Raw genomic sequence first — 15,649 nt, 5'->3', positions numbered from 1 at the left:
AAGAGCTGTACTAGTACAGGGGAGTGAGATGAGTTCGAGTGCGCGCATCATGGCCGACATCAGGCAACGCATCGCCGACGGCCGGCTGCGGCCGGGGGATCGGGTGCCGTCCACCAGGCAACTGGCCAGAGACTGGGGCGTCGCCCTGGCCACCGCCGCCAAGGCGCTGACACTGCTGGCCCAGGAGGGCGTGGTGGTCGCGGAGCCGCGCGTGGGCACGATCGTGGCCGAGCCGCGCGGCGGGAAGCCGGCGCGGCGGCCGGTCGCGTCCGAGGGCGAGCTCGCCCGTGAGCGCATCGTGCGCGCGGCCATCGAGATCGCCGACGCCGACGGGCTGCCGGAGCTGACCATGCGCGCGCTCGCGGGCCGGCTCGGGGTGGCGACCATGTCCCTCTACCGGCATGTGGGAGGCAAGGACGACCTGGTCATGCTCATGGTCGAGGCCGTGTTCGCGGACTTCCCGCTGCCGGCGGATCCTCCGCCCGGGTGGCGGGCGGCGCTGGAGGTGTCCGCGCGGGTGCAGTGGGCCGTCTACCGGGCGCATCCGTGGATGGCCAGGGTCACCCCGCTGACGCGGCCGTTGCCAGTGGTGGGGCTGCTCAAGCACAGCGAGCTGGTCATGTCGGCGCTGCGGGAGACCGGGCTCGACCCCGTGACCAAGATGTACGTGCAGATCCTGGTCTACAGCTACGCGCAGGGGATCGCCGTCCACATGGAGCTGGAACGCCAGGCCAGGGCGAGCACGGGGATCACGGACGAGGAGTGGATGAGCGGGCAGGAGGAGGCCCTGCAGATGATCGCCCGGTCCAGCCCGGCGTTCGGGGCGTTGCTGGAGGAGCTGGGAGACTTCGACATGGACCTCGACCGGCTCTTCGAGTTCGGCCTCGGGCCACTGCTCGACGGGCTTGCCCCGATGATCGAGGCGGGTCAGGCGGGAGCCCTTTAGAGGACAGGGAGGGCGTCGTCCTGCGGATCGTCTGCCGGCTGCCTCTACGCGGATGCGACCACGTCGATCGCCGGTGGTCTGCCCGGAAAATCCGATGGCTGAGAAGAACGCAGGACGGGATCATTTGCGGCATGGAACTGATCGCCGAAGCAGTCGAGCTGGCCAGGAACGCCACCTGCCCGGGTGACTACGACCAGGCGTGGGAGCTGGTGGAGAAGGCGGCGGCCGATCGGGACACCGCAGGCGAAAAGGGCTTGGCGATGCTGGAGTCGCTCGATCCCGTCGAGCGCAAGATCGGCTGTGATCTGCTGGGCTGTCTCGCGGAATTTCATGAGTCGCTGCGGGAGACGGTGCTCTTCGCGGTTTTGCACCTGGCCGGTTCAGAGGGCGATCGCGCTGTCCACGCCTCGATCGCGCGGGCGCTGGGCGCGACGGCGGATGACCGTGCGACGCCTGAGCTGTTGCGGCTGGCCGGCCACCCCGACGAGGATGTCCGGGAATATGTGGCGTGGGCGCTGCCGATGGATCCCGCCGCGAGCGACGCGGTGGTCGAGGTGCTGATCCGGCTGAGCGCCGATGCCGCGGACGAGGTCCGGAACTGGGCGACGTTCGCCTTGGGGAGCCGTTGTCAGGTTGACGGCAAGGCGATCCGAGAGGCGCTGTGGGCGCGGGTCGATGACGACTTCGGCGAGGTGGGGGAGGAAGCGGTCACCGGATTGGCCAGGCGCCGGGATCGGCGCATCGTGCCGTACGCCGCTCGGCTCCTGGACGAGGCCGGCGCCACCGACCACATGCTCACGGCGATCGCTTGCCTGGGAGATCCGGCGCTGGTGCCGTACCTGGAAGAGTACGACGCCGAGGTCGTCGCCGAGGCTCTGCGGGAGTGTGATCCACAGGCCCGCGCCGCTCGTGACGCCTTCGCCGCCGGCCTGACCGAGGCTCTGCACGCCCGCCTGCCCGGCCTGGGCTTCGGCATGTGCGGTGACCTGTACGAACCCGGCATCACCCTGGTCCTGGACGAAGGCCGCCATTGGCCGCTCGAACCACTCCTCGATCGGGCCGGCGGAGATGCGTCCCGCGCGGCGGAGCTCATCGCCGGCGCGCTCGCGAAAGACGCATCCGCTCAAGAGCCCCGCCGCTAGTTCGACGTGCGTCCTCAGATGCGAGGAAGATCGCGACATCACCGAGGCCGGCCGGTCGGTTGCGCGGCGGAACCAAGGCGCGTATTTCACGAGTTACCCGCATAAATGGTCATTTGTACGAGGGAGGCGAAGGTTGGCGTTCAATCGTGGTGACGGGCCACCCCCATGGTCGTCCTCGTCGAATGAGGAGGGTTCGATCGGTCTGACCGAGCGGGCGTGGATCGATGCGTCCATGGACTGGTTCGAGGACGAGTTCGGCGAGGAAGTCGCTCTCCGTGAGGTCGCGCTGCCGACTCCAGGTTTCTTCCGATCCGTGCACAACCGGTTCGGCACCGTTGATCGGGTCAACGCGCTGGTCAGTAAGGTGCGTCGGCTGATGGCCGTCGATGTGTCCACGATCGAGGTGGAGTTCTTCGACGGCGTGGAGGCCGTGGCCGGCGAGAGGACGGTTGGTCATTACTACCAGGAGGGCAGCAGCCACGTCGTCGGGTTCGACCGGAAGGAGGTCTCCGATCTCGCTTATCTGACGGCCGTCATCGCCCACGAGCTCTGCCATGTGCGGCTGATCGGGGAGGGGCGCATTTCGGCGGAGCGAGAAGATCAGGAGCGGCTGACCGACCTGCTGACGGTCTATCTCGGATTCGGCGTCTTCACCGCGAACGCCGCCATGAAGTTCGCGCGTGCTTCACGCGGCTGGCAGATCATTCCCCGCGGCTATCTGACGGATGAGACGCTCAACAGCGCCACGAACAACGGGGAGACCCGCCGCCTCGGTTATCTCACGCAGCCGGAATTCGGCTACGCGCTCGCCCGCTACTGCCGCCTGCGCGGGGAGAGCCGGCCGAGCTGGATCGCGCACTTGCACCCTGGTGCGCGTACCGCGCTGACGCAGAGCCAGGCGGGGACGCTCTAGTCCCTGCGAGCCCCTTTTGAGGGCGCGCGGCTCCTCCCGCACGTACTGCCGCCACATCCGTTCCGCCGGTATCGGGACATCGTCACGGCCACCGGAGCCCGCTCCGTGGAGATCACCCGCACCTACGTCGCCGCCTTCTTCGCCCGCCACCTCACCGGGAAGCCGCAGCCCTTGCTGGACAAGCCGTCCGCCCGCTATCCCGAAGTGAAGTTCGGCGGCTAGGCCCGATTAGCCCAATCCGGAACGGGTGCGCCATGTCGCATCGGGGTGTGGCCTGGAAACACCGAGGCCCCGCTGTCAGAACGGCTGCGAGCACTTTCTGTGAAGCAGGCACATGCTCCATATCAACCCGAGGTGCCCCCGCGTTCCCGGACGTACAGGCTCCGGCTAGTCGCAGATCTCGACGCGCACCCGGCGGAACCCGCGGCCCTTGCTCTCGACCTTCGCGACCCGGAGCCGGCCGATCTGCTTGGTCGATGCGACGTGCGTTCCGCCGTCCGCCTGGGTGTCCAGACCGGCGATGTCCACGATGCGCACATCCGTGACCGTATCCGGGATCAGGTTCGTTGCGGTCCGGATGATGTCCGGAATGGCGAACGCCTCGGTGCGGGGGAGAACCCGCACGTCAATGCGCCGGTCTGCCTGAATCTCGGTATTGCAGGCGTCCTCGACCGCCTGCTTGAAGCCGGGGGGAACCTCGGGCAGGTTGAAGTCCATCCGGGCGATTCCAACAGTCTGCTTTTCGGGAGACATGGATGCGTCCATGTTGCCGCCGGTGACCAGGCAGCCGTAGTCCCTGAACACGACCCCGCACAGCACGTGCAGACCCGAGTGCGTGCGCATGAGCGCCGAGCGCCGTTCGTCGGCCACCGCCGCCTCCACCACGGTGCCGGTCGGCGGGATCGGGTCGCCCTCGGCCGGGATGAGCTGGAGGTCGTCGCCCTTGCGCACGCCCACGATGCGGGTCTCCACACCCTGCCATATCAGGACTCCGTGATCTGCGGGCTGGCCGCCGCCGCCCGGATAGAATGCCGACCGGCTCAGCACGATCCCTTCCGGTGTCGCGTCCAGGACGACGGCTTCGAAGTCACGCAGGCTCTGGTCCGCGAGTTCCAGGCGTTGTGTGCGTCCGTGCAGGTCGTGAGTCATATCGGAAGCCTAGTGCCCCGGGGTGTTCATGCGTGGTTCGATGAATCGTCCGCGAATAGCCCTGGTTGCCGCGATATTGACGATTTTTACCGCAATTTCGGGATGTGGCGGCGAGGAGCGGCGCGGCCCTCGGCGGGCCGCCGTGAGCGCGAAGCCGGTGGCGCCGGTGATGATGTTCGTGGGTGACAGCTTCACCGTGGGGTCGGGGCCGGTGCCGTCGTGGCAGACGTACGCGTCGGAGACCGCGCGGCTGCTGGGCTGGCAGCCGGTCATCGCGGGCGCGGGCGGCACCGGGTTTCTCAGCAAGGGGCGCGTTGGACGTACGTTCCAGCGCTCCTTCGAGGTGGAGCTGGCCTGGCGCCCGGCCCCCGACCTGCTGGTCATCTCCGGCGGCCACAACGACCGGCGCTGGAGCACCACACGTGTACGTCAGGCCGCCGAACGCCTGCTGACCGAGGTGCGCGCGCACTGGCCGGGCACCAGGGTCGTCATGGTGGGCCCCATCTGGCTGGGCGGGGCGCCGCCCAAGGCGTATGAGGTGCGCGACGCCCTGGCGAAGGCGGCCGGCGGAGAGGGCGTGCCGTTCTACGACCCCATGCGCCAACGCTGGCCCGCGGAGGCGATCCTGCCCGACGGCGTGCATCCCACGCAGGCCGGGCACGAGCGCATCGCCACCTGGCTGGCGGCCGAGCTGTCCTGAAGGCCTACCAGGGACCGTAGGGGCCGTTGTTGCCACCCCTGCCGCCCATGCCCTTGACGGCGGGCTTGACGTCCACGATGTAGACCGTGGCCGCCACGACGGCCGCGATCGAGAAGATGCCGAGGCCGATGCCGAGCAACTGCTGACCGCCGACGTACATGAAGTTGATCAGGTAGGTGTAGGCGCCGATGGCGGAGAACAGCGTGGCCAGCCCGAGAATCAGCAGCCAGATGTTCTTCTTCAGCTTGCCCGCTGAGATGAACGCGTCGGCCGGCACCCGGAGGGCGTGCACCAGCGCGTAGACCGACATGCCGAAGATGATGCCGGCCAGCGCCAGGAAGAGAAGGTTGAAAATGCCGTTGATCATATTCATGTGGTTGGCTCCGCCCAACGCCGCGATGAAACGGCTTCAGCCTAATAGGCGCCCCCGACGGGCGGGCACCCCCGAATGGAAAGGCCCGCCTCCCGATGGGAGACGGGCCCTGTTCGTCAGGTCAGGCCTTGGCCTTGGGCGTGCGGGGCTTCTTGACCGGCTGGACGGGCTCGGCGACGGGCGGCTCGGCGGCCACGGACACCTCTTCGAGCTCCAGCGCGGCCTCGCCGCTCGCCTTGCTGACGACCTTGCGGCCGCGGGTGGCGAAGTCCTCGTAGACCTCGGTGGCCTTGAGGGTGATCTGGTCGGCGTACACGCGGGCCTTCTCAGGGAACTCCCTGGCGATGCCCTCGGCCTTGTCGGCGTATTCGCGAGCCTTGACCGGCAGGTCCCTGGTCAGCTCGGAGCGCCGCGACTGCAGCCGCAGAAGCTGGTCGGGCAGCTCGCGCAGCTTCTCGACCGCGAAGTCGCCGACGCCGGCGACGGCGTAGAACGGCTTGGACTCGGTGAGCTTCTTGACCTCGGTGGCCAGCGTCATGGGTTAACCTTCCTTGGTTTCCTGGGAGACGTCGCCGTTGCGTGAGGTCGCCGCGAAGGGCTCCAGAGCGGCGAGAAACTCCTCGGGCAGCGGCTCGTCGTCCGAATCGGAGTCGTGCCGGGGATGAGCATTCTGGGAGGTCTGCTCGTCTTCGGCGCGCTTCTCCTTGCGGAACGACTCATAGATATCGATCAGCACCTGGCGTTGCCGTTCGCTCAGGAGCGCGTCGGCCCTGATCGCGGTGATCACGTCGCTCGGCGGCTCTCGATCATCGATGAGGCCCGCCTGTACGTAGAGCGCCTGCGAGGAAATGCGCAGACCCTTGGCGATCTGGTTGAGGATCTCCGCGCTCGGCTTGCGAAGACCGCGCTCGATCTGGCTGAGGTAGGGGTTGGAGACCCCCGCAGCCGCGGCCAGCTGGCGCAGCGAGATCTTCGCCTGCTGCCGCTGCTCGCGGATGTATTCGCCGATCGAGCCGACCTTGGGTAGTGCCATGCCTACAGTCTGCCCCGTGGTGCTTGCAATTGCAAACGGAGTGATTAACAGCAGCAAGCGTTAGAGCTGGAAAACCCACAGGAGGGGAGCGGAGGTGAGCAAGGTCACAGAGAGCGCGATGAGCCCGTAGCGCTCCCGCGTGGCCAGCTCGGGATCCGGCTTGATCAGGCGATTCACCCTGGCCATGATGTTCTGGGCGTGCACGCCGAGCATGCCCTGCGGGGTGGGCATCGCCCCGGCCGTGCCGAACCGCAGCAGCGCCGTGGCCAGCCTGCGCGGCGAGCAGTAGCGGCGGGCCCGGTCGTCGGCGGCCATCTCGACCAGCAGCTCCACCTGGGCCTGCGCGTCGGCCACCACCCCGGACCAGGGCAGCGCCCTGCGCAGCGCGGCGAACGGCAGCAGCACCAGGTCGTGGCGCTCGCGTACGTGCGCCGCCTCGTGCGCGAGCACGGCCGCGAGCTCGTCTTCCGACAGCAGCTTGAGCGCGCCCTCGCTGACGACGACCTGCGAACGCAGCCCCGGAACGCAGTAGGCCGCGGCCCCGGGATGGGCCAGCACGCGCACGCCCGGCACACCGGGGTTGTCGTGCGAGATCAGCGCGAGCAGCATCCGGTGCCGCCGGCGGGCCCGCAGCGCCTGCACGCCCGCGGTGAGCAGCACCACGACCAGCACGGCCAGCGCGGTGAGCCCCGCGATCAGGGCCAGGACGTGCAGCGGGTCCCACGCCTGCGCGGGAGTCTCGCCGTGCGCGAACGCGATCAGGCCGGGCAGCACCCCCCTGCCATAGGGCTGGACGGCGTAGGCGAGCATGGCGCCCGTGGTGGCCAGCCCCCAGGTCACGCCGAGGGACTGCCAGAGAATGATGGCCAGCCGTGGTGCGCGGGAGGTCCACCGGGCCGTGGTGAAACGCCAGGAGCCAACCGCGCACGCCGTGGCGAGCGCTGCCAGCGCCGCTGCCGTGATCACTCTTCCTCCAGCTCCGTGAGGGCTCTGCGCAGGATCTCCGCCTCAGGCCCGGAAACGGCCTGGGCGAAGCGTGCGAGGGCGGCCGAGCGGTCGCCCGTCAGGTCCAACGCCTCAAGCATAAGCTCGGCGATGTACGCGTCACGGCTTTCCGCGGGCTGATAGCGCCACGCGCGGCCGTCGCGGGTGCGCTGGAGGAAGCCCTTGCGGGTGAGGCGGTCGAGGACGGTCATGACCGTGGTGGGGGCAAGATCGCGGTCGGCTATCAGCCGGCCGACCTCGCGGGCGGTCAGCGCACTGCTCTCCGCCCAGAGGATGTCCATGATGCTGCGCTCAAGCTCGCCAAGACCCTTCACGCCTTTCAGATTAGCTCTACAAGGCGTCGAGCTGGCAAACGGGTCCCGGGACTTCCTACCGCTTCCGGGTGGTTACCAACCGTGATGTGAGCGGGTAAATGGTTGATGCGGTGTCGCGCATCGTGGTCATGGCCGGTTTGCGGTGATGCGTTCGTATGAGAATCCGGGGGCGCACGGGGTGCCCGGTCGTGATGGTCGTGACGGGTTGACGGCTGCCATGGGGAAACCGGGCGCGGCGGGTCCGCGGGGTAGGGTGCCCGGCGCCGTCTGCCCGGCGGGCAGACTGGCGAGATGAAGCTCACACTGGTCCGGGGCGACATCACCGAGCAGCGGGCCGACGCCATCGTCAACGCCGCCAACTCCTCCCTGCTCGGCGGCGGTGGTGTCGACGGCGCCATCCATCGCAAGGGCGGGCCCGAGATCCTGGAGGCGTGCCGGAAACTGCGCGCCTCGCACTATGGCAAGGGGCTGCCGACCGGCCAGGCGGTGGCCACGACGGCCGGGCGGCTGCCCGCGCGATGGGTGATCCACACGGTCGGGCCGGTCCATTCCACGTCGGAGGACCGGTCGGAGCTGCTGGCGTCCTGTTACCGGGAGTCCTTGCGCGTGGCCGACTCCCTGGAGGCCGCGTCGGTGGCCTTCCCCGCGATCTCGACCGGCATCTACGGCTGGCCCATGGACGACGCCGCCCGCATCGCCTTCGAAGCGGTGCGGACGGCGGAGACGAATGTGCGGGATGTGCGGTTCGTACTGTTCGACGGCGCGGCCTACGACGTGTTCGAGGCGCGCCTCTGACTCACGGCGCCCAGGGTGCTGATACGGCCCAGGTCACGTCCTGGTCGTAACCGGCGGGCGCGTCGAAGGCGTGCGAGCCGCCCGGCACCGCGATGTACACGGCCTCGGCGTAGTGCCGCACGGCGTGGTTCGCGATGTTGTACGAGGCCAGCGTCACCCCCGTGCCCCCCGCGCGCGGCGGCTGGGCGCAGAACGTGGCGTCCTGGTCGAACAGCGCCGTCCCGTCCCGCGCGTCCTTGCGCACCCGGAAGTCCGCGTGCCGCAGGAAGTGCCCGGCGAAGTTGCGCGACTCGAACGAGTAGCAACTCCCGTCGGCCAGCCCCCGCCGCACGTAGAACGTGGCGTCCGACTTGAGCACCTGGGCGCTGGCCGCGTTCACCACGTCGGTACGCGCCAGCGAGTCCTGATGCCGCAGATACCGGTCGGTGAACCCCGGCGTGGTCACCCGCAGCGACTGCGCCGCCCCGACCGTCAGATCGGCGCCGCTGCGCCACCACGGCGCGCCCGGCAGCCAGGTGACGTCCGCCGCGAACGACGCGGCCGTGTCCCAGGCGTTCGGGCCGCCGCTGCGGGCGGCGTAGACGGCCTCCGCGTAATGACGCAGGAAGTGGCCCGGCAGGTTGAGCGACTCCAGCGACACGCCGGTGCCCGCCTGCGCGGCGCGGGCGCAGAACGTGGCGTCCCGGTCGAACAGGGCCGTACCGTCACGGGCGTCCTTGCGGACCCGGAAGGCGGAGTGGCGCAGGAAGTGGCCGGGGAAGTTGCGGGACTCGAACGAGAAGCAACCTTGATCGGCCAGCCCCTGGCGTACCCAGAAGGTGGCGTCCTGTTTGAGGCCGTCCGTGCCGGCCGCGGTGACGACGTCGGTGCGGGCCAGGCCGTCCTGGTGGCGCAGGAAGCGGTCGGTGTGGCCGGAGGTGGTGACGCGGAGCGAGGTCAGGGCGCCCGCCGTCAGGCCCGTGGCGGACTGGATCACCGAGCGGTTGACGGCCCGTACGCGGTCGGCGTTCATCTTGAGCACTCGCCGGTCGTACGTCCACAGGCCGTTGACCTCGTTCTCGACGTCCGTCGGCTGGGTGTAGATGGCGGCCGACAGGCCGTTGTTCACGATCAGGGGCTTGAGCTGCTCGTTGATCGCGACGTACCGGTTGGTGAGGGCGGTGGAGTCGGACGTCATCTCGTACGCGAACCCGTTGCCCGGCCACTGGTGCCCCGGGCTGAGCAGGCCGAGGCCGCCGAACTCGCCGAGCACGGCCACCCGCGACGCGCTGGGCCGCTGCGGCGTGCCGGGGCCGACGTAGATGTGGTCGTCCACCACGTCGCCGTTGCCGCCGTCGAAGCCGCAGCAGTTGGAGCCCGAGTTGTTGTTCACCAGGCGGCTCGGGTCCCAGCTCTTGACCAGGTCGGCGATGCGGGCGGGATCGTACTCGCCCCAGCCCTCGTTGAACGGCACCCACTGCACGATCGAGGTGATCCCGCGCAGGTGGTCGATCACGCGGCGCAGCTCGCTCTCGAAGTTGGCGCGGTCGGCGGTCGAGGGGCTGACGCCGGTGCGCATCGAGGGCATGTCCTGCCAGACCAGCAGGCCGAGCCGGTCGGCCCAGTAGTACCAGCGGGCGGGCTCGACCTTGACGTGCTTGCGGACGGTGTTGTAGCCGAGCGCCTTCTGCTGCTCCAGGTCGAAGCGCAGGGCGGCGTCGGTGGGCGCGGTGGAGATGCCGTCGGGCCAGTAGCCCTGGTCGAGGGTGCCGAGCTGGAAGACGAACCGGCCGTTCAGCGTCGGGCGCAGCACGCCGCCGACCATGGCCTTGCCCACGGAACGCATCCCGAAATATCCGGTCACGACGTCGCCGCCGCCGGTGCCGGTCAGCGTGACCCTGAGGTCGTACAGGAAGGGGTCGTCAGGCGTCCACAACTGCGCGTCCGGCACCGGCACCCGCAGGTGCGCGCCGATCGCGCCGGTCGCGGTGCCGACCACGGTCCCGCCCGTCATGACCTCGGCCCGCACCTGCTGCCCCGACGCGCCCGCCGCCTGGACGACGAGGTCGAGCCGCCCGGCGGCCACGTCGGGCACGGTGTCCAGGCGCGTGACGCTCGCGGCGTTGACCGGCTCCATCCAGACGGTCTGCCAGATGCCGGAGTGCGCGGTGTAGAAGATGCCGCCGGGGGAGCGGCGCTGCTTGCCGACGGGGGCGCCGGTCGCGTCGACGGGGGCGTACACGCCGACGATGAGCTCGTTCGAGCCGGTGCGCAGGGCGGAGGTGATGTCGAGGCCGAACGGGTCGTAGCCGCCGGTGTGGGTGCCGACCGAGGTGCCGTTCACCCACACCCTGGTCTCCCAGCTCACCGCGCCGAAGTTGAGCCGCACCCGGCGGCCCGACCAGGTGGCGGGGACGGTGAAGGTCCTGCGGTACCACATGCGGTCCTCGTGCCGCTGGATCCGCGAAAGTCCTGATTCGATCGGGTACGGCACCAGCACCTGCTCGGCCAGGTTCTGCCCGACCGGCGGGGTGGTGATCGAACCGGTGCCGGCGAACTGCCACAGGCCGTTGAGGTTCTGCCATTCCTGGCGGACGAGCTGGGGCCGTGGATACTCCGGCAGCGCGCTGGCCGGGGTCACCTCGGCGGTCCATGGGGTGGTGAGCGGGGGCGCGGCCTGCGCCTCCTGCACGGGTAAGACCGCTCCTGAGAGGACCACGACCGCGACCACGCGGCGGGCCCAGCCTGAGAATCTGCTCATCTCGGCTCCCGACTGAATTTGATTGATTCAGATCGCATCGTGACCATATACCGGAGATCAAGTGAGCGAAATAGACCATTTATGAGACGGCGGACCACGGGAGGGTCAGCTCGCCCAGCCGCCATCTGCCGGGGCCGCCCAGCGGCGCCTGCCGAGGCACCGGCCATGAGGCGGCCAGGTGTTCCACGGCGGCCAGCCACCGTTGCCGGCGCCCATGGGCGCCATAAGGGGCGCTGACCGCCCAGGCGCGGTCGAAGTCGGTCAGGAACGCATGAATGCGCTCACCCGGCACGTTCCGGTGGATGAGCGTCTTCGGCAGCCGGTCGGCCAGGTCGGAAGGCCGCTCGAAGGCATCGAAACGGGCCGAGAACGTGACGGTCTCCGGCCCGTCCGGCGAAAGCCCCGCCCAGACCGCTCGCCGCCCGTTCTCGGATGAAGTGCCCTCGACCAGGATGCCGCCGGGGGCCAGCCGAGCCCTGAGCGCGTCCCAGTAGCGCCACGCGTCGGCCTCGTCGTACTGCCTGAGCACGTTGAAGGCGCGTACCAGGGCCGGCGGGCGCGAGACCGGCAGCTCGAAGCCGCCGAGCCGGAAGCTCAGCCCCTCCCGCTCGTACGGCTTCGCCACCGCCACCCGGGCCGGATCGATCTCGATGCCCACCACCTCGACCTCCGGCGCCACCCGGCGCAACCGGGCGAACAGCTCCAGCGTCGTGGTGTGCGAGGCGCCGTAGCCGAGGTCCACCACGAGCGGCCGCGCGGCGCGGCGCAGCATCGGGCCGTGCACGGCGGCGATCCAGCGGTCGCAGCGCCGCAGCCGGTTGTACCCGGTGGTCCCCCGGGTGATCGATCCGACCGGTTTAGCCACTGACGCGGTGCACCCGGTGCTGCGCGGCCTGGGCACGGGGGCGGATGACCATGCGGTCGATGTTGACGTGGGCGGGGCGCGTGACGCTCCAGGCGATCGCGTCGGCCACATCGTCAGGGCTCAGGGGGCCGGGGACGCCCTCGTAGACGCGGGCGGCGGCCGCCGCGTCGCCCCTGAACCGGGTCAGCGCGAAGCCCTCGCTCTGCACCATTCCGGGCGCGATCTCGATGATCCGCACCGGCTGCCCGACCAGCTCCAGCCGGAGGGTCTCGGTCATCGAGCGCTGGGCGTGCTTGGCCGCGCAGTAGCCGCCACCGCCCTCGTACGAGGTCAGCCCCGCCGTCGAGGTCAACATCACCAGCACGCCGTCGCCCGACTCCACGAGTTTGGGGATCAGCGCCTGGGTCATGCGGAGGGAACCCAGCACGTTGGTGTCGTACATCCGCTGCCAGTCATCCAGCCGCCCCTCCGCCACCGATTCAAGACCGAACGCGCCGCCGGCGTTGTTGACCAGCACATCGCAGCGCTCGAGAGAGGAGACCAGCGCGTCGACCGACTCCTGAGAGGTCACGTCCAGCGTGGCCGGCCTGATCGAGGGGACCTCCGAGGCCAGCTCGTCCAGCCGGTCGCGGCGCCGGGCACCCGCCACCACCTCGTAACCTTCGGCGGCGAGCCGACGCGCGGTCGCCTCTCCGATCCCGCTGCTCGCACCGGTCACCACAGCCGTTTTCCGCATGTCCCACATCCTGCCAGCACGCCGCGGGCGCGGTTGTGCACCCCCGTTGTGACCGGCTGTCGGGAATGTCGCAAAAATCTGGATAGTTGTATTCCGCTTGGAGGTGATGTCGAGTGAGGCGACGACGGGTCGGCCGGGTCGCGACCATCAGCATGCACACATCGCCGCTGGACCAGCCCGGTACGGGCGACGCCGGCGGCATGAACGTGTACATCGTCGAGTCCGCCAAGCGGCTGGCTCAGCTCGGCGTGGAGGTGGAGATCTTCACCCGGGCCACCGCCCGCGACCTGCCACCTGTGGCCGAACTCGCCCCCGGGGTCCTCGTCCGGCACCTGACGGCGGGACCGTACGAGGAGATGGACCGGGCCGACCTGCCCGGCCAGCTCTGCGCGTTCCTGTCGGAGGTCCTGCGCACCGAGGCCATGTACGACCCCGGCCGCTACGACGTCATCCACTCCCACTACTGGCTGTCCGGCCAGGTCGGCTGGCTGGCCAAGGAGCGCTGGGGCGTACCTCTCGTGCACACCATGCACACCATGGCCAAGGTCAAGAACCTGCTGCTCGCCCAGGGCGACAAGCCGGAGCCCCAGGCGCGCGTGGTCGGCGAGGAACAGGTCGTCGAGATCGCCGACCGCCTCGTCGCCAACACCGCCGACGAGGCCCGCGAGCTCATCGACCTGTACGGCGCCGCCGAGCAGCGCGTCGCCGTCGTGAACCCCGGCGTCAACCTCACCGTCTTCCAGCCCGCCTCCCAGGCCGCCGCCCGGCACCGCCTCGGGCTGCCCCAGGACGCCCACGTCCTGCTTTTCGTCGGCCGCATCCAGCCGCTCAAGGCCCCCGACGTGCTGCTGCGCGCCGCCTCCCGCATGCTCATCGACGACCCCTCCTTGCGCGGGCGCCTGGTCGTCGCCTGCGTCGGCGGCCCCTCGGGCAACGGCTTGGCGCGGCCGTCCATCCTCACCGAACTGGCCGCCGAGCTGGGCATCGCCGACGTCGTACGCCTCGTGCCGCCCGCTCCGCAGCACGAGCTGGCCGACTGGTACCGGGCCGCCTCCGTCACCGTCGTCCCCTCCTACAACGAGTCGTTCGGCCTGGTCGCGCTGGAGTCACAGGCGTGCGGCACGCCGGTGGCCGCCGCCGCGGTGGGCGGGCTGCGCACCGCCGTACGGGACGGGGTGTCGGGCCTGCTCGTCGACGGCCACGACCCGGGCGACTGGGCGCGGGCGCTGCGCCGCTTCATCGTCTCGCCGCGCTGGCGCGACCAGCTCTCACGGGACGCGCGCACGCACGCGGCCGCGTTCGGCTGGCAGGCCACCGCCTCCCATCTGCTGGACGTGTACGCCGCCGCCACCGCGAACCTGCCCAAGTTGCCCCTCGCCGTGAACTTCTAGGCTTCTATCCTGGTCGGCATGCGCGATGTCGTCGAAGCCGCGCTCAAGGCCGCGGACGTCACCTATGACGAGCCGCGGCCAGGGGCGTTCCTGGTCAAACTGCCCGGGCAGCACAAGCTCGCCACCATGACCTGGTTGATCGTGGGCGAGCGGGTGCTGCACGTCGAGGCGTTCTTCTGTCGCCAGCCCGACGAGAACCACGTCGAGTTCTACCGGTGGCTGCTGGGCAAGAACGGCACGATGTACGGGGTGCACTTCTCGCTCGACCCCGTCGGGGACGTCTACCTGGTGGGCCGGGTGCCGCTGATGGCCGTCACCGAGGAGGAGGTGGATCGGTTGCTCGGGTGCGTGCTGACGTACTCGGACGACTGGTTCGACCGCGCCCTCGAACTGGGCTTCGCCTCGTCCATCAGGCGGGAGTGGGAGTGGCGCGCGAAGCGCGGGGAGTCGCTCGCCAACCTCCAGGCCTTCGCCCGCTTCGCCGATCCGGACCGCTGACCTGTTCCGCCGACCCGGAATGGTGATCTCCACCGAGAACCATAGGATTGGCCGCATGGCGACTTTGGTGCTGCTAAGACACGGCGAGAGCGACTGGAACGCGAAGGGCCTGTTCACCGGCTGGGTGGACGTGAGCCTCTCGGCCAAGGGCGAGGACGAGGCCCGCCGCGGCGGCAAGCTCCTCCAGGAGACCGGGCTGCGCCCCGACGTCGTCCACACCAGCCTCCTGACCAGGGCCATCCAGACGGCCAACCTGGCGCTGGGGGAGGCCGACCTGCACTGGCTCCCGGTCAAGCGCAGCTGGCGCCTCAACGAACGCCACTATGGCGCGCTGCAGGGCAAGAACAAGGCGCAGACGCGGGAGGAGTTCGGCGAGGAGCAGTTCATGCTCTGGCGCCGCTCGTACGACGTGCCCCCGCCCCCCATCGCCGACGGCGACGAATTCTCCCAGGCTGGCGACGCCCGCTACGCCCTGCTTCCCTCCGAGCTCATGCCCCGGACGGAGTGCCTGAAGGACGTGGTCGACCGCATGCTGCCGTACTGGTACGACGAGATCGTCCCGGACCTGGCAGCGGGCCGCACGGTCCTGGTGGCCGCCCACGGCAACTCGCTGCGGGCGCTGGTCAAGCACCTGGACGGGATCAGCGACGAGGACATCGCGGGCCTGAACATCCCGACGGGCATCCCCCTCCTGTACGACCTCGACGCCGACTACCGGCCGACGTTGCCCGGGGGCCGCTACCTGGACCCGGACGCCGCCAAGGCCGCCGCCGAAGCCGTCGCCAACCAGGGCCGCTAGAGGCGCTTCGCGCGACGGGGGCTCGGGCTGTGTCCAGTGGGGGCGAGCCGCTGCGCTCCCACGGCGGCCTGATGCTCAACCGGGCGCTGCCGAACGCCGGCCTGATCGACGCCATCGAGGTGCCGGTCTTCCCAGCGATCTCCGGGACGACCGGATCTTCGCCGGTGTATACGACTTCGACCTCGAACTGCTCAAGGCCCGGACCTTCGACGGCCACACGCGGGTGCTGACCTATCGACCGACCCGGCAC

At 69.8% G+C, this 15,649-nt stretch carries 17 protein-coding genes; 8 read left to right on the top strand and 9 right to left on the bottom strand.

The genetic code is table 11. The features are described 5' to 3' along the window. The first annotated feature begins 28 nt into the window (after positions 1-28). From C4V41_RS41750 to C4V41_RS41740, 3 genes are all read left to right on the top strand, one after another. Positions 29-946, top strand: a complete 918-nt coding sequence (locus tag C4V41_RS41750) for a GntR family transcriptional regulator (RefSeq protein WP_103961556.1) — start codon at positions 29-31, stop codon at positions 944-946. Positions 947-1,077: 131 nt separating this feature from the next. Further along, positions 1,078-2,088 (top strand): HEAT repeat domain-containing protein, encoded by a 1,011-nt coding sequence (locus C4V41_RS41745; protein WP_103961555.1) that lies wholly within the window; start codon positions 1,078-1,080, stop codon positions 2,086-2,088. A gap of 232 nt (positions 2,089-2,320) precedes the next feature. Further along, entirely contained in the window at positions 2,321-3,001 is a 681-nt protein-coding gene (locus C4V41_RS41740; RefSeq protein ID WP_103961554.1) for a hypothetical protein, read from the top strand. 387 nt (positions 3,002-3,388) lie between these two features. Here C4V41_RS41740 and C4V41_RS41735 read toward each other — a convergent pair whose 3' ends face one another. Next, positions 3,389-4,150, bottom strand: a complete 762-nt coding sequence (locus C4V41_RS41735; protein ID WP_103961553.1) for an alanyl-tRNA editing protein — start codon at positions 4,148-4,150, stop codon at positions 3,389-3,391. A gap of 142 nt (positions 4,151-4,292) precedes the next feature. Here C4V41_RS41735 and C4V41_RS41730 point away from each other — a divergent pair, with 142 nt between their 5' ends. Next, complete coding sequence (locus C4V41_RS41730; RefSeq protein ID WP_235030713.1) at positions 4,293-4,850, top strand: SGNH/GDSL hydrolase family protein; 558 nt, start codon at positions 4,293-4,295, stop codon at positions 4,848-4,850. A gap of 4 nt (positions 4,851-4,854) precedes the next feature. Here C4V41_RS41730 and C4V41_RS41725 read toward each other — a convergent pair whose 3' ends face one another. The 5 genes from C4V41_RS41725 to C4V41_RS41705 form a co-directional block, all read right to left on the bottom strand. Further along, positions 4,855-5,217: a DUF2516 family protein gene (locus C4V41_RS41725; protein ID WP_235030712.1), complete on the bottom strand. Its 363-nt coding sequence runs from the start codon at positions 5,215-5,217 to the stop codon at positions 4,855-4,857. 127 nt (positions 5,218-5,344) lie between these two features. Beyond that, entirely contained in the window at positions 5,345-5,761 is a 417-nt protein-coding gene (locus C4V41_RS41720; RefSeq protein WP_103961551.1) for a hypothetical protein, read from the bottom strand. A 3-nt stretch (positions 5,762-5,764) separates the two neighbouring features. Continuing rightward, on the bottom strand, positions 5,765-6,313 hold the full coding sequence (locus C4V41_RS41715) for a helix-turn-helix domain-containing protein (protein WP_235030711.1): 549 nt from the start codon (positions 6,311-6,313) through the stop codon (positions 5,765-5,767). Between the two features lie 3 nt (positions 6,314-6,316). Next, on the bottom strand, positions 6,317-7,222 hold the full coding sequence (locus tag C4V41_RS41710; protein WP_103961549.1) for a M56 family metallopeptidase: 906 nt from the start codon (positions 7,220-7,222) through the stop codon (positions 6,317-6,319). Next, complete coding sequence (locus C4V41_RS41705) at positions 7,219-7,575, bottom strand: BlaI/MecI/CopY family transcriptional regulator (protein ID WP_103961548.1); 357 nt, start codon at positions 7,573-7,575, stop codon at positions 7,219-7,221. The genes C4V41_RS41710 and C4V41_RS41705 overlap by 4 nt, the downstream gene beginning before the upstream one ends. A 291-nt stretch (positions 7,576-7,866) precedes the next feature. On the opposite strand from C4V41_RS41705, the gene C4V41_RS41700 reads away from it, so the two are divergent. Beyond that, entirely contained in the window at positions 7,867-8,370 is a 504-nt protein-coding gene (locus tag C4V41_RS41700) for an O-acetyl-ADP-ribose deacetylase (RefSeq protein ID WP_103961547.1), read from the top strand. A gap of 1 nt (position 8,371) precedes the next feature. Here C4V41_RS41700 and C4V41_RS41695 read toward each other — a convergent pair whose 3' ends face one another. The 3 genes from C4V41_RS41695 to C4V41_RS41685 form a co-directional block, all read right to left on the bottom strand. Beyond that, a complete protein-coding gene (locus tag C4V41_RS41695; RefSeq protein WP_103961546.1) occupies positions 8,372-11,110 on the bottom strand; it encodes an AbfB domain-containing protein in 2,739 nt (912 codons plus the stop codon). 79 nt (positions 11,111-11,189) lie between these two features. Further along, complete coding sequence (locus tag C4V41_RS41690) at positions 11,190-11,975, bottom strand: class I SAM-dependent methyltransferase (RefSeq protein WP_103961545.1); 786 nt, start codon at positions 11,973-11,975, stop codon at positions 11,190-11,192. Continuing rightward, positions 11,968-12,711 (bottom strand): SDR family NAD(P)-dependent oxidoreductase, encoded by a 744-nt coding sequence (locus C4V41_RS41685; protein WP_103961544.1) that lies wholly within the window; start codon positions 12,709-12,711, stop codon positions 11,968-11,970. The genes C4V41_RS41690 and C4V41_RS41685 overlap by 8 nt, the downstream gene beginning before the upstream one ends. Before the next feature lie 113 nt (positions 12,712-12,824). Between C4V41_RS41685 and mshA the strand changes: the two genes are divergently transcribed. The 3 genes from mshA to C4V41_RS41670 are packed head-to-tail and all read left to right on the top strand — an operon-like array spanning position 12,825 to position 15,399. Further along, on the top strand, positions 12,825-14,102 hold the full coding sequence (gene mshA / locus C4V41_RS41680; protein ID WP_268808790.1) for a D-inositol-3-phosphate glycosyltransferase: 1,278 nt from the start codon (positions 12,825-12,827) through the stop codon (positions 14,100-14,102). 18 nt (positions 14,103-14,120) lie between these two features. Next, a complete protein-coding gene (locus C4V41_RS41675; RefSeq protein WP_103961542.1) occupies positions 14,121-14,600 on the top strand; it encodes a type III secretion system chaperone family protein in 480 nt (159 codons plus the stop codon). 55 nt (positions 14,601-14,655) lie between these two features. After that, positions 14,656-15,399, top strand: coding sequence for a phosphoglyceromutase (locus C4V41_RS41670; RefSeq protein WP_103961541.1), 744 nt, complete (start codon positions 14,656-14,658; stop codon positions 15,397-15,399). Positions 15,400-15,649: the final 250 nt, after the last annotated feature.

Origin of the sequence: Nonomuraea solani, from assembly GCF_900108335.1 — a bacterium.
Classification (GTDB): Bacteria; Actinomycetota; Actinomycetes; order Streptosporangiales; family Streptosporangiaceae; genus Nonomuraea; species Nonomuraea solani.
The sequence above is the reverse complement of the archived record's forward strand: the minus strand, read 5'-3'. Positions and strand labels throughout refer to the sequence as shown.